32 protein-coding genes are annotated in these 24,484 nt (G+C 39.5%); 2 read left to right on the top strand and 30 right to left on the bottom strand.

The window, feature by feature from the left end; genetic code table 11:
- A complete protein-coding gene (locus M3210_RS03115; protein ID WP_251511319.1) occupies positions 1 to 519 on the top strand; it encodes a shikimate kinase in 519 nt (172 codons plus the stop codon).
- Between the two features lie 217 nt (positions 520 to 736).
- On the opposite strand, the gene M3210_RS03110 is transcribed toward M3210_RS03115, so the two are convergent.
- The 11 genes from M3210_RS03110 to M3210_RS03060 all read right to left on the bottom strand — a co-directional run bounded on the left by M3210_RS03110 (position 737) and on the right by M3210_RS03060 (position 10,506).
- Positions 737 to 1,576, bottom strand: a complete 840-nt coding sequence (locus tag M3210_RS03110) for an N-acetylmuramoyl-L-alanine amidase (protein ID WP_251511318.1) — start codon at positions 1,574 to 1,576, stop codon at positions 737 to 739.
- Between the two features lie 776 nt (positions 1,577 to 2,352).
- Positions 2,353 to 2,664 (bottom strand): hypothetical protein, encoded by a 312-nt coding sequence (locus tag M3210_RS03105; RefSeq protein WP_251511310.1) that lies wholly within the window; start codon positions 2,662 to 2,664, stop codon positions 2,353 to 2,355.
- Positions 2,665 to 2,823: 159 nt separating this feature from the next.
- Positions 2,824 to 3,291 (bottom strand): hypothetical protein, encoded by a 468-nt coding sequence (locus M3210_RS03100; protein WP_251511308.1) that lies wholly within the window; start codon positions 3,289 to 3,291, stop codon positions 2,824 to 2,826.
- 25 nt (positions 3,292 to 3,316) lie between these two features.
- Positions 3,317 to 3,793 carry a Panacea domain-containing protein gene (locus M3210_RS03095; protein WP_251511306.1) on the bottom strand — a complete coding sequence of 159 codons (477 nt, stop codon included), beginning with the start codon at positions 3,791 to 3,793 and terminating at the stop codon, positions 3,317 to 3,319.
- A gap of 440 nt (positions 3,794 to 4,233) precedes the next feature.
- Complete coding sequence (locus M3210_RS03090; protein ID WP_251511304.1) at positions 4,234 to 5,070, bottom strand: N-acetylmuramoyl-L-alanine amidase; 837 nt, start codon at positions 5,068 to 5,070, stop codon at positions 4,234 to 4,236.
- Positions 5,070 to 5,498 carry a phage holin family protein gene (locus M3210_RS03085; protein WP_251511302.1) on the bottom strand — a complete coding sequence of 143 codons (429 nt, stop codon included), beginning with the start codon at positions 5,496 to 5,498 and terminating at the stop codon, positions 5,070 to 5,072. Before M3210_RS03085 ends, M3210_RS03090 begins: the two co-directional genes overlap by 1 nt.
- Positions 5,499 to 5,581: 83 nt before the next feature.
- On the bottom strand, positions 5,582 to 5,806 hold the full coding sequence (locus M3210_RS03080) for a hypothetical protein (RefSeq protein ID WP_251511292.1): 225 nt from the start codon (positions 5,804 to 5,806) through the stop codon (positions 5,582 to 5,584).
- A gap of 68 nt (positions 5,807 to 5,874) precedes the next feature.
- The gene (locus M3210_RS03075; protein WP_251511291.1) at positions 5,875 to 6,189 is read right to left on the bottom strand and encodes a hypothetical protein; all 315 of its coding nucleotides are present in this window, start codon (positions 6,187 to 6,189) and stop codon (positions 5,875 to 5,877) included.
- A gap of 65 nt (positions 6,190 to 6,254) precedes the next feature.
- Positions 6,255 to 6,479 carry a hypothetical protein gene (locus M3210_RS03070; protein ID WP_251511289.1) on the bottom strand — a complete coding sequence of 75 codons (225 nt, stop codon included), beginning with the start codon at positions 6,477 to 6,479 and terminating at the stop codon, positions 6,255 to 6,257.
- Entirely contained in the window at positions 6,479 to 6,838 is a 360-nt protein-coding gene (locus tag M3210_RS03065; protein ID WP_251511287.1) for a hypothetical protein, read from the bottom strand. The genes M3210_RS03070 and M3210_RS03065 overlap by 1 nt, the downstream gene beginning before the upstream one ends.
- The gene (locus M3210_RS03060; RefSeq protein WP_251511284.1) at positions 6,835 to 10,506 is read right to left on the bottom strand and encodes a phage tail spike protein; all 3,672 of its coding nucleotides are present in this window, start codon (positions 10,504 to 10,506) and stop codon (positions 6,835 to 6,837) included. The genes M3210_RS03065 and M3210_RS03060 overlap by 4 nt, the downstream gene beginning before the upstream one ends.
- A 69-nt stretch (positions 10,507 to 10,575) precedes the next feature.
- Here M3210_RS03060 and M3210_RS03055 point away from each other — a divergent pair, with 69 nt between their 5' ends.
- A complete protein-coding gene (locus M3210_RS03055; protein ID WP_251511282.1) occupies positions 10,576 to 10,764 on the top strand; it encodes a serine acetyltransferase domain-containing protein in 189 nt (62 codons plus the stop codon).
- Here the strand turns inward: M3210_RS03055 and M3210_RS03050 are convergent.
- From M3210_RS03050 to terS, 19 genes are all read right to left on the bottom strand, one after another.
- Complete coding sequence (locus tag M3210_RS03050) at positions 10,757 to 10,969, bottom strand: hypothetical protein (RefSeq protein ID WP_251511279.1); 213 nt, start codon at positions 10,967 to 10,969, stop codon at positions 10,757 to 10,759. The genes M3210_RS03055 and M3210_RS03050 overlap by 8 nt on opposite strands.
- Before the next feature lie 13 nt (positions 10,970 to 10,982).
- Positions 10,983 to 12,476 (bottom strand): distal tail protein Dit, encoded by a 1,494-nt coding sequence (locus M3210_RS03045; protein ID WP_251511276.1) that lies wholly within the window; start codon positions 12,474 to 12,476, stop codon positions 10,983 to 10,985.
- Positions 12,477 to 12,490: 14 nt separating this feature from the next.
- Positions 12,491 to 14,710 carry a phage tail protein gene (locus M3210_RS03040; RefSeq protein WP_251511274.1) on the bottom strand — a complete coding sequence of 740 codons (2,220 nt, stop codon included), beginning with the start codon at positions 14,708 to 14,710 and terminating at the stop codon, positions 12,491 to 12,493.
- Positions 14,711 to 14,751: 41 nt separating this feature from the next.
- Positions 14,752 to 15,000 carry a hypothetical protein gene (locus M3210_RS03035; RefSeq protein WP_251511272.1) on the bottom strand — a complete coding sequence of 83 codons (249 nt, stop codon included), beginning with the start codon at positions 14,998 to 15,000 and terminating at the stop codon, positions 14,752 to 14,754.
- A gap of 44 nt (positions 15,001 to 15,044) precedes the next feature.
- Positions 15,045 to 15,383: a hypothetical protein gene (locus M3210_RS03030; RefSeq protein WP_251511270.1), complete on the bottom strand. Its 339-nt coding sequence runs from the start codon at positions 15,381 to 15,383 to the stop codon at positions 15,045 to 15,047.
- Between the two features lie 43 nt (positions 15,384 to 15,426).
- Positions 15,427 to 16,074, bottom strand: a complete 648-nt coding sequence (locus tag M3210_RS03025; protein ID WP_251511269.1) for a hypothetical protein — start codon at positions 16,072 to 16,074, stop codon at positions 15,427 to 15,429.
- 4 nt (positions 16,075 to 16,078) lie between these two features.
- Positions 16,079 to 16,450, bottom strand: coding sequence for a tail completion protein gp17 (gp17, locus tag M3210_RS03020; RefSeq protein WP_251511267.1), 372 nt, complete (start codon positions 16,448 to 16,450; stop codon positions 16,079 to 16,081).
- The gene (locus M3210_RS03015; protein ID WP_251511265.1) at positions 16,447 to 16,770 is read right to left on the bottom strand and encodes an HK97-gp10 family putative phage morphogenesis protein; all 324 of its coding nucleotides are present in this window, start codon (positions 16,768 to 16,770) and stop codon (positions 16,447 to 16,449) included. Before M3210_RS03015 ends, gp17 begins: the two co-directional genes overlap by 4 nt.
- Positions 16,763 to 17,080: a phage head closure protein gene (locus M3210_RS03010; protein ID WP_251511263.1), complete on the bottom strand. Its 318-nt coding sequence runs from the start codon at positions 17,078 to 17,080 to the stop codon at positions 16,763 to 16,765. The genes M3210_RS03015 and M3210_RS03010 overlap by 8 nt, the downstream gene beginning before the upstream one ends.
- A complete protein-coding gene (locus tag M3210_RS03005; RefSeq protein WP_251511261.1) occupies positions 17,074 to 17,352 on the bottom strand; it encodes a phage head-tail connector protein in 279 nt (92 codons plus the stop codon). The genes M3210_RS03010 and M3210_RS03005 overlap by 7 nt, the downstream gene beginning before the upstream one ends.
- A gap of 50 nt (positions 17,353 to 17,402) precedes the next feature.
- On the bottom strand, positions 17,403 to 18,404 hold the full coding sequence (locus M3210_RS03000) for a major capsid protein (protein WP_251511259.1): 1,002 nt from the start codon (positions 18,402 to 18,404) through the stop codon (positions 17,403 to 17,405).
- A 23-nt stretch (positions 18,405 to 18,427) separates the two neighbouring features.
- Positions 18,428 to 19,057, bottom strand: coding sequence for a phage scaffolding protein (locus M3210_RS02995; protein ID WP_251511256.1), 630 nt, complete (start codon positions 19,055 to 19,057; stop codon positions 18,428 to 18,430).
- A gap of 119 nt (positions 19,058 to 19,176) precedes the next feature.
- A complete protein-coding gene (locus M3210_RS02990) occupies positions 19,177 to 19,395 on the bottom strand; it encodes a hypothetical protein (protein ID WP_251511254.1) in 219 nt (72 codons plus the stop codon).
- A 68-nt stretch (positions 19,396 to 19,463) separates the two neighbouring features.
- Positions 19,464 to 19,625: a hypothetical protein gene (locus tag M3210_RS02985; protein ID WP_251511252.1), complete on the bottom strand. Its 162-nt coding sequence runs from the start codon at positions 19,623 to 19,625 to the stop codon at positions 19,464 to 19,466.
- Positions 19,626 to 19,663: 38 nt separating this feature from the next.
- A complete protein-coding gene (locus M3210_RS02980; protein ID WP_251511250.1) occupies positions 19,664 to 19,858 on the bottom strand; it encodes a hypothetical protein in 195 nt (64 codons plus the stop codon).
- Between the two features lie 59 nt (positions 19,859 to 19,917).
- On the bottom strand, positions 19,918 to 20,838 hold the full coding sequence (locus M3210_RS02975; protein WP_251511248.1) for a phage head morphogenesis protein: 921 nt from the start codon (positions 20,836 to 20,838) through the stop codon (positions 19,918 to 19,920).
- On the bottom strand, positions 20,822 to 22,264 hold the full coding sequence (locus M3210_RS02970) for a phage portal protein (RefSeq protein WP_251511245.1): 1,443 nt from the start codon (positions 22,262 to 22,264) through the stop codon (positions 20,822 to 20,824). The genes M3210_RS02975 and M3210_RS02970 overlap by 17 nt, the downstream gene beginning before the upstream one ends.
- 17 nt (positions 22,265 to 22,281) lie before the next feature.
- Positions 22,282 to 23,682, bottom strand: a complete 1,401-nt coding sequence (locus tag M3210_RS02965) for a DEAD/DEAH box helicase family protein (protein WP_251511243.1) — start codon at positions 23,680 to 23,682, stop codon at positions 22,282 to 22,284.
- The gene (gene terS, locus M3210_RS02960) at positions 23,675 to 24,454 is read right to left on the bottom strand and encodes a phage terminase small subunit (RefSeq protein ID WP_251511242.1); all 780 of its coding nucleotides are present in this window, start codon (positions 24,452 to 24,454) and stop codon (positions 23,675 to 23,677) included. Before terS ends, M3210_RS02965 begins: the two co-directional genes overlap by 8 nt.
- Between the last annotated feature and the right edge of the window lie 30 nt (positions 24,455 to 24,484).

The raw sequence follows: 24,484 nt of genomic DNA, 5'->3' as shown, positions 1-24,484 counted from the left end.
GTGAAGAGATTGAGAAAAAGTATAATTTTAATAGGCTTTATGGGGGTTGGCAAAACGACTATCGGACAAGAACTGGCCCGCAAGTTGCAATACGGTTTTATCGATAGCGATGCTGAAATTGAAGAAAGATATAATATGAAAACAGTGGATATCTTTAGCGTCTACGGAGAAAATGATTTCCGGAAAACTGAAAGAGAGATTGTGATGGAGACTTGTCAAATGGAAGGTAAAGTGATTTCTCTTGGTGGTGGTGCTTTCAAGCAGGAAGAAATTCGCCAAGCCTGTTTGGAGCATGGCATTGTTGTGTTTCTAGACATGACATGGGAATTCTGGAAAGAGAGAATTAGTATCCTCAGCCCTACGCGGCCGTTGTTGCAGGAAAAAAGCTTAGATGATATCGAGAAATTATTTAACGATCGTCAAGCAATCTATCAAGACCATCATATTCGTGTCCAAATTGATAACCTCGGAGTCGACCAGGCCGTTGAGGCAATTTATGATGAATTGAAACTGAGATAAAGTAATATACATAATTCAAGAAAAACTAATTTCCTTAACATTCATATTTCGCTTGTGAAAGTATTTTAGTATTTAACTTCAATCGCTGCATCATCTTTAAGAACCAACTGCAGTTTAGGGTTTATACTTCATTGCTTTTCTTTCCATTTTCTCGGTTCTACATTTCTATCAATAAGTAAAAAACTTAAGCTAGGGTTTTCTACACCCTAGCTTTTAGTTATTTTACCCTTAGTCGTTGCCCCGGTTGAATAGTATCACCTGTTAAACCGTTGAAATTCTTAATTGCGTCTACAGTTGTACCATAAAGTTGGGCAATTCCCCATAGTGTTTCACCGGATTGAACGGTATGGTAAACCGCACCAGTAACAATTAGTACTTGCCCGGGATATATTATATCATTAGTTAAATTGTTCAAGCTCTTTAGTTCAGAAACAGTAATATTATGGGCTTGAGCAATGCTCCATAATGTATCTCCTTCTTTAACGATGTACGTGTTTCCACCGCCTCCACCAGTTTTACGTCTTAAACCTAATGCTGACGCAATACCATTCGCATGCCCCAGCGCAATTCTGTTAAGGTAATCATCAGATTTTAATTTAGCTGCATCCCCAGCATTATCAATGAATCCATTTTCGGTTAATATCGCTGGCATTCTGCTTTCGCGAAGCACATGGAAGTTGGCCCGCTTTTTCCCCCTATTGTTAAAGTCCACCTGCTTCATGATCTCGGCATGAACACGATCTCGGTAGGTGATTGTTTGGCTGGATATACTTCCATTATAAATATAATCCTCATAACCAACGCCACCGCCAGCATTGATATGAATAGAAACAAAGTAATTTGCGCCCCAGCTGTTTGCATCATTTGTCCGATAGTTTAGAGAGCGTGTTTGATCACCGGTACGACTTAATCGAACGGAATGCCCTTCATAGTCTCTATAAAGGAAATCACGCGTTTTTAAGGCAATTGCTAATGTAACATTTTTTTCTTGTAGACCATTACCTTGAGCTCCTGAATCTGTTCCACCATGTCCTGGGTCTAGATAAATCTTTGCCATAAAAATCTCCTCCTACTAATATTCTTATTTAAAAAGTAGCTTGCCCGCTTGGACTAGCCACCTATTTAATCCGTTGATTTCGTGGTAAAACATCTCTTTAATGCTCACCGACCATGTTACATAGTTATTTATTATCCATGTCCAAGTACTGTGCTAATTTGGAGACACGTATTCTATATCATCAAAGAAACTTCTGATTTTTGTCATTGAATCATTGATGCCAAAATAAATAGCACCTCGTATGAGATGCTTTTCTTACTACCTATAGCTAAAATATGTAGCTCATCGGTTCCATCTATAGAGTTACAATCAATTGTATACACATCTAGAGAATGACAACAGTGGCCTAACGTAATTACATAAGAATTATAGTTCCCCAGACTTATCGAATGATAATGCAGCAAGAACGTTCCAATATGGAAATTTTTTTAAAGCAGAAGAAGGATTTGCACGAAGAAGGATAGAACTGTAAGAATAGAAGATATTACTTACGTGGTTAGTTGCTAAAAGAAAAAAGACAAGGGATGAAATTAGCTCCATGCCCTTGTCAATATCAATTTTATAAGCGCGCCCAGAGGGATTCGAACCCCCGACAAACCTGGTACCGGAAACCAACGGAGCCTGTTTCACTGGTTTTCAAAACCTATTAAACTATCTATTCGAAGCTGTTTCTTCTATTAAATATGATAGATTGTTTGAACTGTGTTAGATGGTTCGTTAGAGAATAAGTTAGAATTGGATAAACAAAAAGCAGGAGCCTTAATCTCCTGCTTTAATCATTTCTTATTTAAAATTTCCTCAATATACTTTGTAGCTTTTCCAGGTTCCTTTTCATTTCCACTTTTATTGCTGTCTTTATAAATGCCCATTTTGATTTTATCCAATAAATTAATAATCTCAGCAAATCCAAACATCATGATTCCACTGATTAAACCCACCCCGATCCATGTAAACAAAACACTATAATTTTCTTCTGTAATATAAGTGTATCCTGGTAGTGGTTCTTGATAGCTAGAAAAACCTACAATTATTCCTCCAAGTATAGCTAATGCCCCTACAACATTTAACGCAAGCGCCACTTTATTCACTATAGTACCCTCCCCCACTTTTTACCTATATAATATCACTTATGATGAATATGAGCACCCAATATATTATCCAAAGGGATTTCTTTATCTTACAAACGTACATAGTTACGAATATTCGTTCTATTTCAAGGCATAAAAAAGGCCTACAACGAGGCTCAATTAAAACGATAAATCATCTATGTATTCTTCTTCACTAATTTCAACTTTTATCTTTTTTGAGACAACCCTATTTGTTCTACTTAGGACCCACTCATGGTTTTTAAGTATAATTTCATCAAACTTCTCTGGAAAAGTGGACTTTAGGTCACCGATTGGATCTTCTACTCTCATGTGTCTGCAATGATTCCATGTGGTCTTATGCGTTCTTATGTATGACACCTGATGTAAACTAAGTTCTTGAATGTCTTCTTCGTCGAGTAAAACATCAAAATCTTCATCTGGTTCAAAATTATCTATCTTAGAAATTGGTAGTATCTCGTAATCTACGTCAGACGGAGATGTATAATTTTGTTCACAACCGATGATGAGGACAGGTCTAGATTTAACTCGTACACGCCCTGCCCCAGCATCGAAATACTTTTCTAGGGACTTACAGATTTTCCCTATGTTGTTTTGTGGATCTGACACCTCAAACTCTCTCCTCCCCGAACATTCACTGGTAAATTATTTCATTTTGTTCTACTGCTTGTTCTTCTGCGATATCTGATACAATATTTTCTTTAGTTATTATTTCTTCCCCTCTTTCGTTTGGGGACAATCCTCGTCGAGATGCCTTATAGGCTTCGTCTTGATGACTTAGTTCACGTAAATGATATGCGGAATACTTACCGTAATTATGAAGCACTTCTCGAATTGTGTATTCCTCTTCTAAAGTTAATTCGTCAGCTTGTATGGTTGGCAAACACTCGAAAAATCTTCTGACTTCTTTGTTTACAGGACCGTGAACCCATCCCTCGAATTCGTTTTCAAACAACCACTCACCGAAGTTTTGATAATGCTGTTTTTGAGCAAAATACAACAACTTATGCATTTTCATCTCGGTCATATCATTTTCTTCTCGATCGTACGCATAAATTTTTTCATACATGGTATTTATTGCTCCTGCTATTTCAATAATACTTCTTGGCATTATTTCACCCCCAAAAAATGTTTAATAAAAACCACCAAAGAAGCAATAGTTTAAAAAATAAAACATGCAGTCCCGGTGGAGTTTAGTGTGTTTATAATAAGTATTACCTTGTATATACAAATAATAACACTAAACAGAACATTTTTCTATTAATATTTAATAATTGTTACTAATTATTAATAAATCAATTAAACTTTTTTGGAGGTTTGAACGGAAATATCAAGGTGATTATTTGAATCCTAAGCTGACAGTGAGGGGATAATAATGGAGTAAAATAAATAAAAAAAGACCAGGAAGTTTCTCCACACTTCCCGGTCGGCATACGTATATTTGCTTACTATTATATCACAAAGTAGGCCAAAGCTTTCCACACCTTGGCCTAAAACGTGGTACTACATACATAACCAACTACCTACATATTGTTACTTTAATTATAACATTTATCTTACTCTAAGTCTTTGCCCCGGCTGAATGATATCGCCAGTCAAACTATTTAGGTTCTTGATCACATTTACAGTAGTATTATACTGCCGCGCAATTCCCCACAGTGTTTCTCCAGACTTAACTGTATGGTAAACAGCTCCAGAAACGATTAGTACTTGCCCTGGATAAATTGTATCATCAGTTAAATTGTTCAGGCTCTTCAGTTGAGAAACAGTTGTGTTGTAAGCTTTAGCGATGCTCCAAAGTGTATCTCCAGCTTTAACGGTGTATGTGTTACCACCGCCACTGGATTTACGTCTTAATCCTAGAGCTTTTGCGATACCATTCGCATGTCCAAGTGCAATTCGGTTTAAATATGCATCAGACTTAAGCTTAGCAGCATCACTAGCGTTATCAATAAACCCATTTTCAGTTAATACTGCTGGCATACGAGTTTCACGAAGCACATGGAAGTTAGCGCGTTTTTTACCGCGGTTGTTAAAGTCCACTTGCTTCGTAATTTCTGCATGAACTCGATCTCGGTATGTTACAGTTTGACTTGATACGCTACCATTATAAATAAAGTCCTCATAGCCAGTTCCGCCACCAGCATTAATATGAATAGAGACAAAGTAATCAGCGCCCCAGCTGTTCGCATCATTCGTACGTTGTGTAAGGCTTCTCGTTTGATCTCCAGTTCGGCTCATTCGAATGGAATGGCCCTCATAATCACGGTTTAGAATATCGCGTGTTTTTAGTGCAATTGCTAAGTTAACATTTTTCTCCTGTAGTCCATTTCCTTGTGCTCCCGGGTCTGTTCCACCGTGTCCTGGGTCTAGATAGATTTTTGCCATTATTCATCTCCGCCTTTCGTAGTAAATTCCTTTGCAACTTCTTCTGGAAGCGTTTGGCCGCTATTGTCTATTGTCTTCAATCGTTCAGCCAAGCTTGTCGGCACTAATACACCTACTTGTGCTAGATTCTCCAAAATCGATAAACCTTCATTGGCAATATAAAAAAGGACTGTTGCATAAGTAACAGCGCCTTGTAATCCTAAAATCTGATCTATAACATTCGCCAAAATTATTACTACCAACACAAGTATTTTTCTTGCATAACCAAAGAGTGATTTTCGACTCCATAAGTTTTGGTTTTTCCAAGCCTTAAATACACCTGTAACGATATCCAATGCCATTAGTAATAACAATAAGTGTAGAAACTTAACATCACCAAATAAATATAAACGTGCCGCCTCTAAATGTTCCAAATTAACAGCTCCCATCTTGTCATCTCCTTTAAAATTTCAATGACCCCCTTTTTTTGACATGAAAAAAGCACCCCGCTGTTGGGATGCTTTAAAATTAACTATTTAATTTCTGTGGTGACTCCTCTAGAAAAATTATATTTTCTATTACACTCCTGACAATCGCAATAAATATCCTTACTTCTAAAACCTGGTATATTATCTTTCTCGTAAGTGACAGTCCCTTTTCCACAAGGACAAAAATACTCCTCGCGATCTACGGTACCTTCGCCCGCACCCCAACCAGGATGATATTCTGAATGCGAGTCTTTAAATTTTAGATTCATTTTATCCCCTCCCAAGTCATTATTCGACAGAGAAGAAGGAACTCCTGTTTATTTCCTAATTCTTTTAATTATTTATACTGATTGTATGCATCTTTGCTCCATATAAACTTATATTCCCGTTCTTCTTTGACTAGACTTACTCGATATAAGTCTAAAGGTGCCTTTAAATCAACCAAATCAAATGAAACTTCATCACTATTTTCCGATTTAATTCCTTGAGATAGCACTTTGTCTTGAAAAAACCTCTGAAGTGACGAAGTGATATCTTGTACAGAGATGTCGCTCAGTTCTTCCTTTGATTTTGTTGAAAGAAAGTCATAGACTTTTTCGTCTCCATTTTTCGCATAAGCAAATACATATTCCATTGACTTCTCTGGATTCATACTATCCCCTCCTATCTACTTATTCGACAAGAGGGGACAAAGTCCTGCTTTACATATAAAAATGCTTATTCAGCGTTTTCTGGTTCCATTATTTTTGTTGATACCCGTTCCCTTACGATAACTTCCAAAGCTGTCACAGCTTCATTCCCTGCGTATTCCTCTGCTGTTAATGGGATATATCCGCTTACTTTTATTGTCCTTACATCGTCATGTCCACTGAAATGAACCTGTACGTTTTCTAATCCCTCAGCATTGTAGCGCATGTTTACGTTTGTGATATTTACCCTCATTATTCATCCTCCTCAATAATCTTTTCAATCAAGCCTAAAGTACGCGGTTTAATATAATCGCCTAGATCAGAGAGTTTTAAAATATTTAACTCCACTTCAATTTCTTGCCGCATTAACTCATTCAATTCCTTGTTGTATTCGGATTTCTTCTTATCATCCGTAAAGTATCCATCATCGTCAGTGAATTCCTTATATTTCTTCGCTAATTTATTACGGACTTCGTTGGCATTACCGACCTCCTCCCCAATCTTTTTAAAGTTACGCTGAATAGAAAAAGCCACCGATGTTGGCAGCTCTTTATCTAACAGTCCTTTTAATCCTTGGGTAATGTCGTATGCGTCTTGTATTGTCAATTTCATGCTACTTCCTCCTCTTCGGTATCTAGCCAGAATGTACCTTCATATCCGGTACGTTCGCCGTAAATCATAAAATCTACTGTTAAATCCTTGTCCGCCGTGACAGTAAATCTTCCACTGCCTTTCTTGATTTTTACAGGTTGACTTGGAAAAACTGCCAAATTCGCGATTGCCTTTGCGAATTTTTCATTCAATTGTATTTCAGTCGTTTTTCCTGCCTTCACATCCACATTCGGCAATAACACAGACAGCAATATTTGAGGGCTATCAATCGGGGACATTCCCAGCCTTTCGCCATCAATGTCAATGGTACCACCGATTTTTGTTCCGTCGGTACGAAATGCGTGAGTTACATTCCCATCTACTAGAATCGCAACATAACCAGAACCGTTGGTAAATCTAATAGAATGGTCGTTGTTGCCTGCTGGTCGGAGATAGGTGTATAGTCCGGTTTCTCCGTAACTTGCTCCGCCTGTCGTCCTTAATACATCCGCTGTTAAATCTCCATCGACAATCAATTCATCTGCGAGCATTTGGACATAACCTTCTGTGAATAATCGCATATTCATTCGAGCGCCCGAATATATCGATAGGATACCTGTATTGACGGTACTCCCTATTCCGTTAAAACTAATGAGCTTACCGGCTGTGCTTCTACTCTGTCCGAGATAGATATTATCTCCAACTTTTAGATCCGTGGTAACATCTATAGACGTGTTAGACAGGATTCTCCCAGCTGTCATATCTCCAGTGAAAGTCCCGTTGACCCCATCAAGCTGTCCGGTGAAACGACCACCAACCCCATTTAAGGTACCTGTAATATTCGCATTTTGAATAGTGGCATCCACGATTGTAGCTGAATTAAATCTGCCACTTTGGAAAGTGGCATTGTTTGCGTTAAGGTTTCCGGTTACGGTACTGTCTCGGATTGTTGCTCTAATAGCTGTCATATCTTCGGTTGTTAGACTTAGGAAAGTAGCATTTGGGGCACTGATTCTTCCGTAAATAGCTGTGTCTCCGGTAATTTCAACGTTGGCGCCGTTAATTGGATTCGGGTCGCCGATTCGGACCCCTGCAATAAGCTCGTTATTTTTTGCATAGGTTAAGTCAATTTCATCTGCAAGCTGTCGAATTTGCGTATAAGTGAACTCTTGATGGTCCTCTGGTGCAGGGGTCCAGTCGGTAGCTTTATTTCCCCTTTCTAACTTCTTATGACTTATTCCAGCCGTTCCACTAGCATTAGTAACACCTCTTACAGCCACATTCATCCTACTCAAATTATTCAAATCAGCCTGAACAACTTTAATAGTTAAAGTAGACCAACCGCTTTGCCCAGCCTTAATAGTATTTCCATAGTTTTGACGGTAAGCTGGCGCCGTAGATGTAAACTGAATAAAGGCACGTGCATCCATTGTAGGCTTATCAATGTAAACTCTTAATGTTAATTCGGTACCTACTCCTATACCGAACTGCTCTAATTGTGCAGGTGTTAGATTCTGATTGTTCCAGTCCCAACTGCTTTTCGTATAAGTCTTTAAAACTTCACTGGTATTGACTAAAAGGTTCCTTCCCCCAATCTCCAAATTATCAAAATCAGTCTGCAATCTACTTACGGACTGATTAAATCCATCCGCAGTGCGTTCCCATTCTGTCAAACGCTCTTCTAATCTCCCTTGGTCGGCGTTATAATCTATCTGCTTGACCATTCCACCTATAGCTTGCTCATTTTGATAGATTCGAGATTCTGCGCTTTCAAAACGCTCTACAATCCCTTGTTGGTCTGTTTGATATGCAGTAATAGATACTACGTTATCAAACATTCCATCTATCTCGGATTTTATATATACACTCTCCACATCAGCCTTCGCCCTTAACCTACCATCCACCCACTCACCATCAACTTTAGAAGCAATATCGTTCGTAATTTCACCGATTTTCTGGTTATAGTCAACGACGTTTACTTTATCAGCAAGACTATTATTAACATCTCTCAACGCTCTATCTAAATCTTCGAGTTGGACTAGTGCATTGTCAATCTTCCCGCTTGCAGTTTGTAAATCCAATTCTGCAGTTTCTAACCTATCTTTGGCATCACCAATCTCGATTTTTGCATCATCTATTTCCCTGTTAGCTCGGTCAATTTCCTGTTGCGCCCGTTCTAGTTCCTCATTGATGTTCACTAAACTGTTATCAGTGTACCGATTCGCGCCCTCTTCTGCATCATTCGCTTTCTTTTGGGCGATATCATCTGTAGCAAGTTCCATATTTTGCTTTAATGCAGATAGATCGATTTCGTAATTCTGATATAAATTATGGACTTCTTCCAAATCTATCTCGGATAACGATTCTGCACTTTCTTTAGTATTTATCGTACTTATTATCGCATTATACGAAGCATCATAATTTAATTTCGCTGCGTTCAGATTCCCACGGACGGTAGGGTTTAAGTCGGAATTGTTATAAAGCGCATTGAATTCACTATCATAACCGGACTTCTCCGCCTTTAACGGCTCCCGATAGGAGACAATAGTGAAACGAATATCACCAATGCCGCCTTTTATATCCAACCACCTTATTTTCTTCTCCAGCTCTTCTCGGATAGATTCCCAGTTTTCCCGGATTTGTTCGACGGTGTATTCGGTGAAATCTCCGAGTTCAACACGTTTAGAAGATGGATTGAATATGTCCCTGTTTTGCTTGTAGATACGGGCATCCACAAATAACGGCGGGTTGAAGGTTTCGTCCTTTGTTCGGATGGTATCGCCAAACCGGATTTTCTTGTTCTCCATTCCAGGGACATGCTCTAGGTCTACAATGTTGGCTTCGAAGGAGATAACTGCATTGATGCGTTTATCTAGCTCGGTACGGCCAAGAGTACGTAACCTTTCCTCTGTGATATCCTCATTTTCGGTCTGCGGTTCGTAAACAGCGACAATATGCTGCCCTCGTCTCCCCCAGCGATTCCGGGCATCCTCATCCTCAACAAAGACTTCCATACGTGTACCATCTTCTCTTTCTGGACCGATTACCAAAAGGGCAGTGACCGGGTCTGTTTCTTCTTTCCGGCGGATGCTTTGCAGGTCTTTTCCAAAAGTTACATATCGGCCGTTCCAATTTCCTACACGTTTAACCAAATCAGCATAACGAGTGATATTATTACCGTCGATTTCAACGCGGAAGTCTAGCTCTAAGTCGAATTCATTTGCCAGTGACTTTAATGCACTGAATGGATCTGTATGATTTTCTCGGGTGATTGTACGTAATCCAGTGTGCGCTACTTCTCCGACTTGGACCTCTGTTCCTGCTAAGATTTCTCTGGCATGCGCTTCAGCCGATTGTGATGCAGTTCTGCCGGAACGGATAATTTTGGAGCCTACTAATTCTTGATAGGATCCATACGCAATAACGTCAATCAAAACTGTTTCATCATCCCGATATTTGTCTGTAAACCGAATAACAAACTCTCGCCATTCACCATCTTCACCAGGAATAATAATTCGATTTTTATCGGTCAAGTATTGGGCATATCGCTTGTTTCCGAGTGCCGTGAAAGTAAAGGTTTCGAGATATGCAGACAAATCCCGTTCATGATCATTTTCGATAACATCTTTTCTGCCGATGCGTTCAAGTATTTCGTCTGTTTGTCCATCTGTAATGATTATTTTTGACAATGGATTTCCTCCTTTCTAAAGGATAAAACCTCCCAAATGTCGAATATTGACAACGAGGGAGGTGAGTGTATGAATAATTATGATGAATTAGTAAAAAGCGCTTTTGAAAAGCACGGGGTTAATCACCCGGAATTAGAAAAGGCGATTGCCGAGATTATTTCCCAATCGCTTAATTCTAGAAATCTATCCAAGAAAATATGGAAAGATGTCTACGAACGCATAGAAAGAGATAAAAAGATTAGAAACAGTTTCAAATAAGTTGATTCAGTTTGTCTAATTCTTCACTGAAAAAACTTACAGCTTCGTTAAATTCTTTTTTAGATGCTACTCGTTTTTCCTCATCGAGTGCATCTATTTTTTTCTCTAACCTCTCTACTCTATTAGATAGCATGATGATTAAACCTTTGACATGCTCCATTTCTGGAGCATTGATATCTACAGCCTTTACTGTAAAATTATCCATTATTAACCTCTCCTTATCTAAATTTCTCCCGATACTTAACAACCCGCCTACTAAAACTGCTCGGATGAAAAATCAATCGATTATCCCCTTTTACTAGATTTATAAAATCAGTTCCAAAGTCTAATAGATCATTTCTAGGCTCACCATTGATGAACACATCTTCTGTTTTGGAATCAAACGTAATAATATCCCCTGCGTGGGCAATATACGGCACTCCCTCGGGTTCTTTTACAATTTCTTGGAGAATTATACTAGATACTCCTGAATTAGCGTGCACCGGCGTATGATTGCCGACTGTACCGATATGAACAACGATTTGAGCAACTGTACGGCTGTATTTACCGCCGTCTCTCCATTCACTGACCATCCTTCTTCCATGGTGTCTTCCTGTGGAAGTATCGACCAAAGCGACATAGGCACTCCAAGCATTCTCCTTCATGCGTTCGTCCCATTCTCGGGAGATTCTTAGTTGACCACTAAAGTTATTCCAGCCAGTCTCTCGATTCGGAAAACCGGAGAGGATCATATCATTACTATTTCGGTCGCCTGCCCGCATCTCCGCAAAAACTGCAGCACGATTTGCAGACGTGTCTTTTAACGCCATCTTAGCGACTGCGTTGCCGTTTATGTCCAATAGGTATATTTCCAACCGACCGACCATATTGCCCTGGGATTCGTTTAAAAATCCGACAAATGCGGATAAACGGAAATCACGGATAGGTCTTGGAACGCTTGTCTTAATTGCCGGTCCGTGCCAGTTAGAGCCTTCGCCGTAAGAATCTGCCACGAATCTGTTATTCCGAGAAACAATATTACCCGCAACGACTCCGCCATCGATGTCACTATTAGCTGCAGTAGTCCATCCTACCAAGTCATTCGCGTTCGTATAGTAAACTCGTTGGTACTTTTCAAATGGTGTTTGTTCGACATCATGCGGCCGTCCCACCATCATAAATTTCGGATAGGTTTCTTCGCCTAATTGAATAAGGTCGTCTTGATTTTGGACCATAGCATAGGTGATTGATTCGTTTACTTCAAGTTCAATAATTGGTTCGGTTTCGGCTGTTCCTTCGTTTTTGATGGTTGCTGTGTCAGTGATTGGCATGCGGGTGCGTTCGGGACCGTACCCATACCCATCCAAAACCAAAAATTGAATGGTTCCTTGTCTAAATTCTGCAAACTTATCAAAGTCTTCGAGCGTGTTTTGTACTACAGCAAAGTAAGTTCTCCCTGGCTCATCATCGAATTCCAGTTCTGCGGGTCTGTCTGTGAATAGCCATGTTGCTAATTCGTCCTTCAACCGCAAAGCGTGCTCATCGTCATACACGATGAAACCCACCGGCTGATTAATCAGCAAAGGTTGTACATTAGTAGATTGTAAATACGCACCATCCATGCCTGATGTCGTTAATAAATTTCTTCTAACAGAAGCGAAAGGAGGCTTGCTTCTGCCTTTTAACAGAAAAAGCCAATCTTTTTTAATTCCGTTAAATGTTAATGATTTCATAGCACTCCTCCTTTCTATGCAAATGCATCTCTAGTTTGTTTTTTTCTGTTTTGTCTTTCGGTAACATGTGGTTCAACGATTCGGCCTACTTCTCGATCATTCATTATAATGTTTTTCCCTTCTCTTACTGCTTGGATTAGCTCTTGCAATAGGGTAGCAACCACACCAGTTTCGCTTGCTTGTGACCCAGCCGCGCTTTGTGTAGTCCTTCCGGTTATTACACGTCCACCAACATTTACATTTGCAGACGGATGGATAGAACCGAGCATATCTGCCATTTTCTTTTTAATTGTGTTTTCACCTTTTTGGATGGAGTCACCAATCGGCCCTTCAAAGTCCAGTTTGTCTAAATCTTCGAGTGGTCCCTCTTTTGCAGGTGAGAACGGAAGGAAGTCACGTACTTTTGAAGCTACCCCGCTTATGGCATCTGTAACAAACCTTGTCGCTTCTTTGATTCCGTCTGCGATTGATGTGACGATGTTTTTCCCTGCATTGAAGAAGTCTTTAACTTTATTCTTAACCACGTTATAAGCGTTGTTTATACCAGTTCTGACAGCGCTTGTTACTCGACTGAAAGCACTAGATACAATACCTCTTAGGGAATTGAAAATATTAGAAACCGTGTTCCTGATGCTGTTTAGGATATTAGTGATAATCTGGCGAATAAAATTAAATCCGGTATTCACTACATTGCTAGCTGTGTTTACTCCGCTAGTAAAAATTGATTTTACTGCATTCCAGAGATTTGTAATGATACCTCTCAGACCAGTAAATAACGCTTTACCTGCCTTTAATATTCGACCTACAAACCATAATTGAATGAAGTTCCAAACGAATTGAACAGCTCCACTCACGATTTGCTTAATAGCATTCCACATTTCAGACCAGTTTCCAGTGAATAAGGCTGCGAAAAACTGAATAATGCCCGTTATTACTGCAATTGCTCCTTGGATAGCACCCTTAATTGCATTCCAGGTGTCTATAACCAAGAACTGAATGACTGGCCATATCGCCTGCATAATGTTCCAAACAACATTCATGAAATTTTGGGTGGCTTCCATGATCATCTGACCATGCTGTTGCCAAAATGTTGTTAACGTGGACCATATTGATATAACAAAGTTAACTACTTCCTGAATGACAGTGCTGACTACTGAAACGACGGTATTCCATATTGTTTGTGCTGTTGTGAGTATTTGAGTGTTGTTTTCCTGCCACCAGGAAACCAGCATTCCCCAGAAGGTCATAACATAACTCACTATGTTTTGCACAGTGATGACTATAAAATCATGCACCGCTTGAAAGGCTGGATTAAATCGCTCTATGAATGAAATAGCAACTGGAATGGCAGTCATAAGCCAAGCAAAAAAGACTTGAATACCGCCTTTCATGCTGTCAAAAACACCGGATATTCCGCCGAAACTATCAAGTGATTCATCAACCACCCCGATTACATCAGCAACACCTTTAACAATTGCAGTCTGCATATTTTGCCATGAAGTACGAATACCGCTACTGCCTTCCCTAGCCATCTCAGCAAAGCCACCAGTAGCATTACTCAACTCAACCAATTTGTCGTTGAATTGGTCAAATGTGATGTTTCCATCTTTTAACGCATCATAAAGGTCGTTTTGAGCCGATGCACCTGTAAACCCAAACGCTTCGGCTGTCTTATTTAATCCAATAGGCATCGTTTCTTGTAATGAACGCCATGATTGTAAGTCAACTTCTCCTTTAGAGAGCATTTGGACATATTGCTCTAAACCTCTCGATGCATCTGCAGTAGAAGCTCCACTGGCTAAGAATGCATTATTTAGTGCTATGGTTGTGTCCACGGCGCCATCCAAGTCGCCAGTCATAGTTGCTATTCGCTGTGTAGTACTTGCCACACTATCTAGCGTGGTTGGTAGTCCGTCTATTCCATCAGATAGCTTATCGATGGCTTTTTCCGATTGTTCTGCATCAAATCCCATTAATTGAAGCACTCTCGGAAAACTGTTTAATGTATCATAACGTGAGATAGCTCCGTCAATAGAATTTCTAACCATATCAACCGCTGCACTGAATACTTTAAAAACACCGATACCAGCCGCGACTTTGCCAACGCCAGCAACGAAGTTCTTTATTCCCTTTGTGGCTCTTCTTGCTCCACCATCGATGTTATCTATGCTTCGGTTGGCTTCATCTCCACCTTGCAAGTCAATCTTTCCGTAAATGCGGAATAACTCTAACATTTATTCACCCGCCTTTCTATCAAGGCCTTAAAAAACAAGCCTTATTTTGGCTTGTTCATCATTTTCAATATTTCTTCTGCATCTTTAAGTATTTCGTCATCATCTTTTTCGGCTTCTTGAGGTTGGAAGTGTTCTTCCTTGTACTTTTCAAATGGAACAAATGTCTCCTCGCTCATGTTTGGCAGTTCTGCCAGCCATTTATCCCAGATTTTTTCCTCTACATCCATTTCAATCGCCTTAAAAACCAAATCGATGAACATGTCTGTATCTAGCTGCATTAAAAAAGACATGTCGCTATACCTTTTTAGCAACACGTCATATATATCAACCTCAGTTAATTCGCCGATTTGAAGGCTTGTTCTAAAAAAGCTACTAACTTTTCCTGACCTTTCAAGTGTTCAATTACTTGTAATAGTAGGTCAAACTCATCTTCCTTCATTTTCTTGGCAGAAACACCAGCAATATCTCCTAGGAATTTGAAAATCTCTTCTTCTGCCTCTGGCGCACCTTCGATGACTTCCATCAAAAGCACGATATAATATTCCATATCCGATAACAATACATTTCCTTTTTCGTCTTTCGGGAGATCTAAGTTTTTAATTTTATTTTTGAATCCTGTCTTGCGAATAATTTTCATGACTCTAAATAAATCCGAATTATTTAAGTTTCTCATTGTTTTACCTCCAAATTAAAAAGAGGACCGAGTAGGCCCTCTCTTAGTTTCCTGTTTCTGTTACGTCTTCCGTTTGAATGGATTGAGTACCTGCATCCTGACCTTCAACCGTTCCCTCTTTTGGCCAGTAAATGGTGTAAGCAGTCTTCCCTGCTTGAGCATCTTCAAAGTCAGCATGAGCATTAAATGTAATAGGAATAACAGCCTCGTTGCTGTCCTCGCTGGTCATTGTAAAACCTTCTGCAGATATTACGTTCTTCAACACGATAATTACAGGCTTTTGAGTACCACTCAAGCGTCCTACATATGCGATGTTTTCAAGATAATCCTCATCTTTAATGCTTGTTCGACCAGTGATAATGTCAAAATTTGTATCCGATGTATCTATATCAGCTGGACCAATTGCATTTTTAATATTTTGGGCAGTCAATTCTTTCAAGTTGACGACCAAATGAGCCTCGTGAGTATCGACAAAACTTAATCCCTTAATACGAGATTTCACGCCATCGATTTCCGGTTGTCTTTGTTCGATTTCAACCACAAACTCATTACCACCAGATGTAGCCCCTAAAGCTTCACCAGTCCATTCACCGGACGTTTCATCCCTTGTTAAATTCTTATAAATTGCACCTGCATCTAAAAGCATTCTTTCTGCTGTTTGTTTGGTAACACCTACTGTTGATACAGCCATTTTATTACCTCCTGTACGTTTTAATTAAAGCCGTCACGTCATATCGCTTAATCTGTTCATCTGGATCAGGTATTTCTCCAACGCTTGGACGACTAACAATAATCAAATTGTTTTCGTCTAAATGTCTAAAATCGATTAAAGCGCTTCTTACTTCTTCTGCCAATCTAACGGCGGTAGCATGCGAAGGCGATTCTCTTTTATCCCAGCAACTAACCGTAAGCGAGTAATCGTCACGGTCTTTTTCAGTGTTTGCTATTGGATTGAGTTTAATCACGACATATGGGTAAGGTGCGTTGTCTTCTGCTTGTCCGTTATAGACATCGTGATTTGTGAATGCTCGTACCCGATTAATTAACGTTAGATAAACATTGTTCATGGCTTGTAATTCCTTTCAGCTACCGTCCGTAAGTTTCCTGCATTCAGTTTGATTCCAGGCTCTATATATGGTTGTGCTGCCATTTTACTTGTCCCTTTTTCCACATAAACAGGATAATCTTCTGATGTTAGAGTAGAGCCAACATAAACGCTCTTATCATCGTTTTTATGCTCTATAGAACCTTGTAAAGTACCAATATCAACAGGTGTAACTAATTTAACGTGAGCAACTGCTGCCTTACCAACTGCATCAAGCATGTTTCTGTTGGCTCTTTCCATGCGCTGTTTAACTTCTCTTTTATTCGATTTGAAATTAACCATAGCGTTCACCTGTATATTTCAACTTGATTTCCAAGTGTCTATCCATGTTGTTGGGATTGTCGACGTTTGTGACGTTGTAGATATCCTTATTATCTCCAACAAGGAAGCGATCGCCTCGCTTCACATCTACAATCTCAAAAATAATGAAAATGTGGCTCGATAATTCACCAAGTTTATCGGATGCGAGAACCTCGTCACCGCTTAACTGATCAAGAGTACCTTCGATTTCAAGATGATTATCCCAATCGTAATCTTTGCCACCCATGCCATCATCTATTTCCATGTAACGTTGAATAATTACATTTACCATCGCAAGCGCCTCCTGAGCCCTTTTAATAAGTCTGGAGGGTAATCGTTCGAATAAGTGACAGAATGCCTGGAGAGTGACTCAGATTGGACTCCTGAGCGCTTATTTAATTGATATTCAATCATTCGGATAGCGTTTATAGCGTATTCGTCTGGAACTTCTTGAATGTTGCAGTAACCCTTTATATGTTCCTCTACAATAGGAATTAAGGCTGTTATTTGTTCATCTTTGTTTTTGATTCCTGTAGAGTCTTTAAATTCGCTTAATGTGATCATTAACGGACCACTCCTTCATAAAAAGAAGTAGGGGCAATAATGCCCCTACATTATACTCCCACTTCAGTTGGTGTTTGTTCGATTGTATTGAAACGGAACTTAACAATACGGACAGCTTTTGGCTCGTACACTCGAGTCCAGCGTGCCGCTGTATCAAGTTCACTGTTTGTAGGGAATTCGTTAGTCACTCCACCTTCATTCCACTTAACTCCACGAGGATGTAGAATGAAAATCTTACGGTTGACTAGTGCTTCTTCACCAGAATAAGCTAATGCGTTTCGGCTCACTTCTGTTTGAATAATACGCGGATGAGACCCATTTCCAAGACCAATTGCGCCTTGCCCGAAAATGTACATTTCAGCTTGTCCAGTTTCTGTATTGTAGAACATAGAGTCATCCACAATTACACGCTTACCGTTAAAGTAAGAGATTGGTTTACCTTGCTCAGACTGTGGTACATCTTCAATTAAATCTTGCTTACGTAATGCAGTTTCGACGGCAGAATGCATCATAACTCCCGTCAATGCTTCTTTCGCATCTCCCATCAACTGAGTAGCATCAAGGAACGTGTTTAAGTTGACAGTTCCAGCATCTGCATCACGATTAGTAATATCATAGACTTTTTGAGACATCGTAGAACTTTTGAAAACTCCGCTAAGTGTAGCAAGTAAAGTGCGCTGTAAGTCACGAGCCCAGTAAGAGGAAACTAATTGACCAATTGCAGCCATTGGGTCATCGCCAGCTAGCAACGCAGAAAGACCGTTCGCTCCCCAAGCATTTACACGAGCGTGTTTTCGCGCAACGTCTTCACTAGATGTGATTTTATTGACATTCATATCGCCTGAATCGCGCATTACTTGGGATTCATCATTACCTAAATCATTCCAGAAAGGCATGTGAATGAGCTTACTTGGTCCGCCTGCTAAAGTATCGAATTCCGAATTATTAGCAATAATTCCGCTTTGTACTAATTCCGATAGTTCCATTGTTCGTTGAATTGTATATGGAGTGAAAATCTCCGGTTGAATAACATCTGCTAAACGTGTAGTCATTTAAACATCATCCTTTTCTTTTATTATTGTCCGGCTTGCGCCTTTAATTGTTTGTAAAGCTCTGGGTCGTCTCGTAATAAGCGACCCTGTTCCGTTAAATTGAAATGTTCTTTACTGAATGGGTTTTTAATACCTGGGTCAGCACCACCAGCTCCGTCTCTTGGTTTTCTTCCTTTCAATCCAGCCGGCTCATCTTCACCAAACAAATAAGCATCTGATTCCTTTAATTGCTTGAGTTGGTCATCCAGGCCTAGAAGCGTTTCACCATCTAATTTAATGTTTTCGGTATTTAGCAATGCTTTAACCGCCTTAGGGTTCTTTGCTCCGGCATTGGATAGTGACTTTTCAAGCGCAAAGTCAAATGCTTGTTGATCTAGCTTGTTTTGAAGTTCTTCTGTTGCCGTCTTGTTCTCTTCTTTCAATCGGTCAATCTCAGCTGTCAATTCCTCGTTATCCTTCACTTGCTTGGACAGATCATCAAGCTGTTTGTCTCGGTCTTTGATTTGTTGTTTATAATCTGCAATTTGACCTTCTAGACCTTCGACTTTATCAGCTTTTTCCTTGATGGAATTGATTGACTTGCCGTATTCCGCCATTACCTTGTCAATCGCTTCTTTTTCAAGCCCTAATCCTTCTAAAAACTCTCTATTCATCTTTCATTTCTCCCTTACGTTTATTTACGTGTTTACGAACACGACAGGTTGTACATTTACGTTGTACGAACGAATGATTGCATAATAAAAGCACTCAACGCTTGTCTGCCGAGTGCAACCTATAAATCTTGTAATTCATTTAATAACTGTTGTTTACCTATTTCCAATAATCCAAGATGAGCTGCTGAATCAGCTGCAGTCGCTCCCAAGGCGACAATATTGTCTTTCTTTCTATAAACACATATTAAGGTTTCTAATCCGTCAGATTCGTGTAGCTCCTTAATTTCATTTATGAGCCAGTCGATTTCTTTATCTTTATTCAATTCAATAACCTTCATTATGCACCACCTTTGCGATTTACAAACGGCTACCGCACCTGGTAGCTAGGAGATATGGACCACCTCCGTTATTTGATTGTCACTCTATCGCCCGCAGAAGGCTCCAATGCTTCAACAACCTTATGACCATCGATGTGCATCTCTTGTGGTTCCGGTTGTTTGTTCATTTTCTGCAATTCAATCCGAATCAAACGCAATTCCTTGGCGATTTCTTTTAGGTGTTTCTCCATATTCTCACCCCAAACAAAAAAGCCGCCTAAGCGACTTGTTATAGTGGTTCATCATCTTTCAGGAAACCGACAATATCAGTATCCCTTCCAAATATCTTTTGCAGTTCAAACCTAATTAAATGTTTTGTATGCTCATTTGTTTTTTCATGATTGTAAATGCTTCGGACCATTTCCATCAGCTGTTTCGGAAAATGAGCGTTAATGATGTCTATTTTCACACTACCATCATCCATTTCTATCACTCCTTTTTTAATAGAATGATAGATTAGTAGAGTTAATGCAAGTGATTGTTCTAATTATGCACTTTTTGATACTTTAACCCTGTCCTTTTGAATTCCTCATAGGTAGAGTACCTTACAATTCCAACACCTTTAACACGTCGGTACCTTGGCTCAAACCCATCGACTACTTCTAAAACATCGCAACGACATTGGATATCCATTTCAGCAACACCAAAAAGTCCGGGGCCTTCTGCTTTAAAACCATCGATTTCAAATTGCTCATCAAGATCTACTTGAACTCCGTCAAGTTTACCGTGTCTATCCCTTGTCCTATTGTCAATCGTTGCTAACCAATGCTTTTTTAGAAGAATTCCTCTTTCAGCACCTTCTTTCATACCTTCTAATTTGGAGCGTTGCCTTGTTTGGTGCATTTCAGTACGTGTAATTCTTAATATGTTAGTTGCGCCAACATCCATTCGATTTTTAATACGCTTAGCTGCAGTTCTATATGCTTCACCTTGAATAAGAGACTGCGTTAATTGCTCCCGTAATTGCCGGGTTAATCTCGCTTGGTTGTCACGGTTCCGTTGTAAGAAGCCTACACGATCTAAAGGGTTTTCTATGGCTTTTCTAACTAATTCCCTATCCAGTAGCACAAAACCTAAATCAGAGTTAACCGCATTGGTTAGTACATATGCAGTTCTATAATAAGACTCTTCGAAAAGGTCCATCATGCCCCTAATCAACGTTTGTGCATTCTTTCCGGTTAGTTTCCTTATTTCCTCAGCTATTTCCTTCTCAAGCTTTGTTAAGCGGTTATAGCGATTCATTTCAATCCAATTACCGTCGTATTTTTCATAAGAGAAGGCTATTCTTGCACGGATTTCTTTCAATGCGACCTGGTAATTGTGGATTAACTCTTTTTCGAATTGCTTTTCCAGTTTATCAAGTGCAGCTGCGCGCTCTTTTTGTTCTTTATTCGGCTTGGTCATTGCCGTCACCCTCTATTTCGTCGTCCGATTCATCGTCAAGGTCAACAAGTGAATCACGTTCTTGCTTCTCTTTTTTCAAGCGTTCCATTTCCCTCTCGACATTATCCACCCAAGGGTGATGGTTAACAATGGTCTCATCACTGATGATTCCTTTACTCTTTTGAGCGATATCAGCGTTTTCAAGGTCATTGGTTATCATGGAGCGCTTAAATGTGTAGTCAACTGACTTATAATCATGCTCTCCAAGGTTGGACATTGACAGATATTCACATAGGAACCATATCAACTCTTGAATTCCGACCCTAAACTTTCTTTCTAGCGTATCACTCTTTAAATCTAGTAAAGAATAAAGAAATTTTAGCGCGATTCCCGATGGAGCATTCCCAAACTTATCAGTTTGAACGTCTACTCCTTGTCCAAACGTATAAATAGACTCTCTTAATCGGTCTAGATGGCTGTCAATGCTTGTCATAGGGATTTCCCCTTGAATGGTATCAACTCCACCATCACCATCTACATTTACCGCTTTATAATACTTAAGATTCTGCATGAATTCGGAAAGAGACTGACCTTCATATCCTTTCAACACATAAATCAATTCTTGAATCTCTTCAAATGAGTTTTGGTTGTCAGATACCTTTAAATCAAACGCATCAATAAGTTGTTTATAATAATGGAGATCACTTTTCTCTTGCTCGTTATTCCTGAATGGGATAAACGGAACCTTTCCCCAGCCGTAACCAGTTTCTTGTTGGTTTTTCACAAAATAGAAGTGCGATGCCGGATTGACAAGTTCTGATGTATCAAATAAGAGTGTGCTATCTTCCAGGATAAAATAAGTTACATCTTCTTTACTCCATAGTTCAACCTGGATAACCTCTTTTTCTCCCAGAACAACTGGATAATAACGAATCATGTATTCTAGTTTCGTTTGTCTTTTATCCTCATAAATTGGGATACATTGTTCAGCCGGCGTTATGGTGTAATCAAATTCTCCATTTTCGTCAATATACGGATGGAGCCATTCTTTTCCTTTGTTTGATGCATTCTTAACTAATTCATTTGCTATATCGTCGAATTTTTCGCCTAGATATTGGTTGATATATTTAAGTAAATCCTCATCATCAGTCGAAAAGTTTATCGGCTGTCCTACCAAATAAGCAACCTTTTGGTCTACCAACAATTTATGCCATCCATGAGGGATTCTGTTGTTTGGTTTTTCGTGGTCAATCATTTTAACACCATCGATAACAGCATATTGATTACGCTGGAGAACATCATTTTCATTCTCATAGTAACGGATGCCTTCTCGCATTTTTGTTGTATCGTGGCGTTCAATTAATTTCTCAATCATCTTAATGTCCGGCTTTTGTGCCTGCAGCTGTTTTCCTATTCTTTCTGTTTCGGTTTCTGTCATTGGGTACATGAATAGACCTCCCTCCTTTACATAAGAATGCTTATTTTATCTTTTGGTCTATAAAACGCCAAAACGACCGCATCTGCCCTATCCGGGGATTGCAGTCCACGCTTTTTCATTTCTTCTTTCCGTTCTAGTGCTATTTTTCCACGGCTTGTTATTCGGTATTTCCTTGTGGTCAACTGTGATATTAGTTTTTCGTCTTGCGGAAGATATATTTCAACTGGATCTCCTTGCATGTGCTTTGAGAAGTTATCGTTTAACACATCTCTAAGCACTCCCCATTGTTCCGTGCCGACGTTTTCGTAGTGTTCATGATCATCAGCCTTACCGTTGTTTATGACTGGATAAACCTTATAAGGTAAACGTTGCTCTCTGATTTTTTCTTTTAATTGGTCCGTAACACCGCCACCAACACCGCTGTCGTCCACTTTGATATATATTTGCTTCAAATGTTTGTTGGCTTTCATCATTTCCCTTGCAGCCTTTAATACATATCCCGTAGTTACTGTAGTGTCTTGCTTACGATATGTCCTGATAGGATAAACATAATTATCGATTCGTTTAACAATAGCTGTTTCATCATCTCCGAACCGTGCCACGTCAACACCCAAATCACCGATAGTTGTTTCTTGACTATGCTTATAATCCAATTTTGTTGCTAACTCTACGATTTCTAGCGGGATAAATGTGTCAGCTTCCGCTCTCGGGAAATCACCATAAATACGAATCCTGGCAACATCACTATCTTTTCCATACTTTTCAAGTAGCATATCAATGTTCTTTTTGCTTGTCCTGGAACTGTCCATGCTAGAAACTTTATGCGTTCGATAATGGTGCCTGTCTCGGTTATGAGAATCATAAAAAACCCCACTTGTTTTCGTAGGGTTTCCACACATTAATAGTTTGTTATTTTCACCGGATAATGTACCAAGAATCGCTTCCATGATATTATCAGCAACCCCGGAAGCTTCATCCACGATAAAAAGCATGTTGTCCTCGTGAAACCCTTGCATATTTTCCGGTTTGGTAGCTGTTCTGGCTGTAGCGAACCATCTTTCTTCGTGTTTTCGCATATATATCTTTGTTTTAGTCCACTTTAAGAGACTTTCAAGCAATGGTGACTGCGATTGCCACTTTGCTATTTCAGCCCATAATATATCATGCAGCTGTTGTCTTGTTGGCGCAGTTGCTATTACTTTCGGAAATGGATAAACGGTCAAGAACCATAAAGCGACCACTGCCTCAAGCCCTGTTTTACCGACTCCTTGACCTGATCTAACGGAAACGTGAGTATGGTTTACTAAATCCTTCAATACATCTAGTTGCCATTCATCCGGGTCAAAATTCAATACTTCTCTGGCAAACGTCCAAGGCTCTTTGCGATAAACGGGTATCTTCTTTTTAAATAATGCTATTCTATTCATCTACTTCACCCATTGCAGCCACCCAATCATCAACGGCATTCGATTCACCTGAGCCCGTTAGGCTTTCGATTTCTGCTTTAGTCTTATCGATGTTACCTTGCATTTGTTCCAGCTTTAATTTACGTTCATCTTCATCAGATGCCATTTCAATGAATTGCTTTATAGAAGAACGTAATTCTGCTATAGCTCTAGACTGAGCATTTAAGAAAGTTGCTTGCCTATCCCAAGCGAATTGGAATTCGAACTCTTCTTCGATTAAGTTCTTCTCAAGCTTAATACCACCGTCACCATCCGGCATCTCGTGGTATTCATACTTTGCTTTTTTCAATTCCTTAATCATTTCATTCTTATCAGTAACAAACATGATTTCCTGCGCTCGAATAATAGCAGCATACTGTATTTGTATTTGGTCCCAGATTAAATCAGCCGGATCATCCTTATCTAGCATTCCCATAATCTCTAGAGTTTCCTGTGGAATGTATCTACTGAACAGCCCATGTTTCAATGCTTTTGTGTTCCGTTCTGTAAACTGATTCTCTGGGTTAGGATTACCCTTATTTCCCTTAGCGTTTTTGTTGCCTTTCGGAGCTCCCCTTTTTGGTTGCATCCTTTCTGTTTGGGTTGCATCCTTTTTAGTTGCATCCCTTGACCATTTTTCACGGCTCTTTCTGCTTTTTAAAGTTCCTAACTTTACGTCATGTTTTTCAGCCAAAGCCTTTAATGTAGTCTTGCTCGTTTCCCATTCTTTCTGTATTTCTTCCCAGTTTGGCATTTACATCAACTCCACCTCCGATTTTGGGCA

Origin of the sequence: Oceanobacillus luteolus (assembly GCF_023715655.1) — a bacterium.
In the GTDB taxonomy this organism is placed as follows: domain Bacteria; phylum Bacillota; class Bacilli; order Bacillales; family Amphibacillaceae; genus Oceanobacillus; species Oceanobacillus luteolus.
This window is presented reverse-complemented; position numbering and strand designations above follow the sequence as displayed.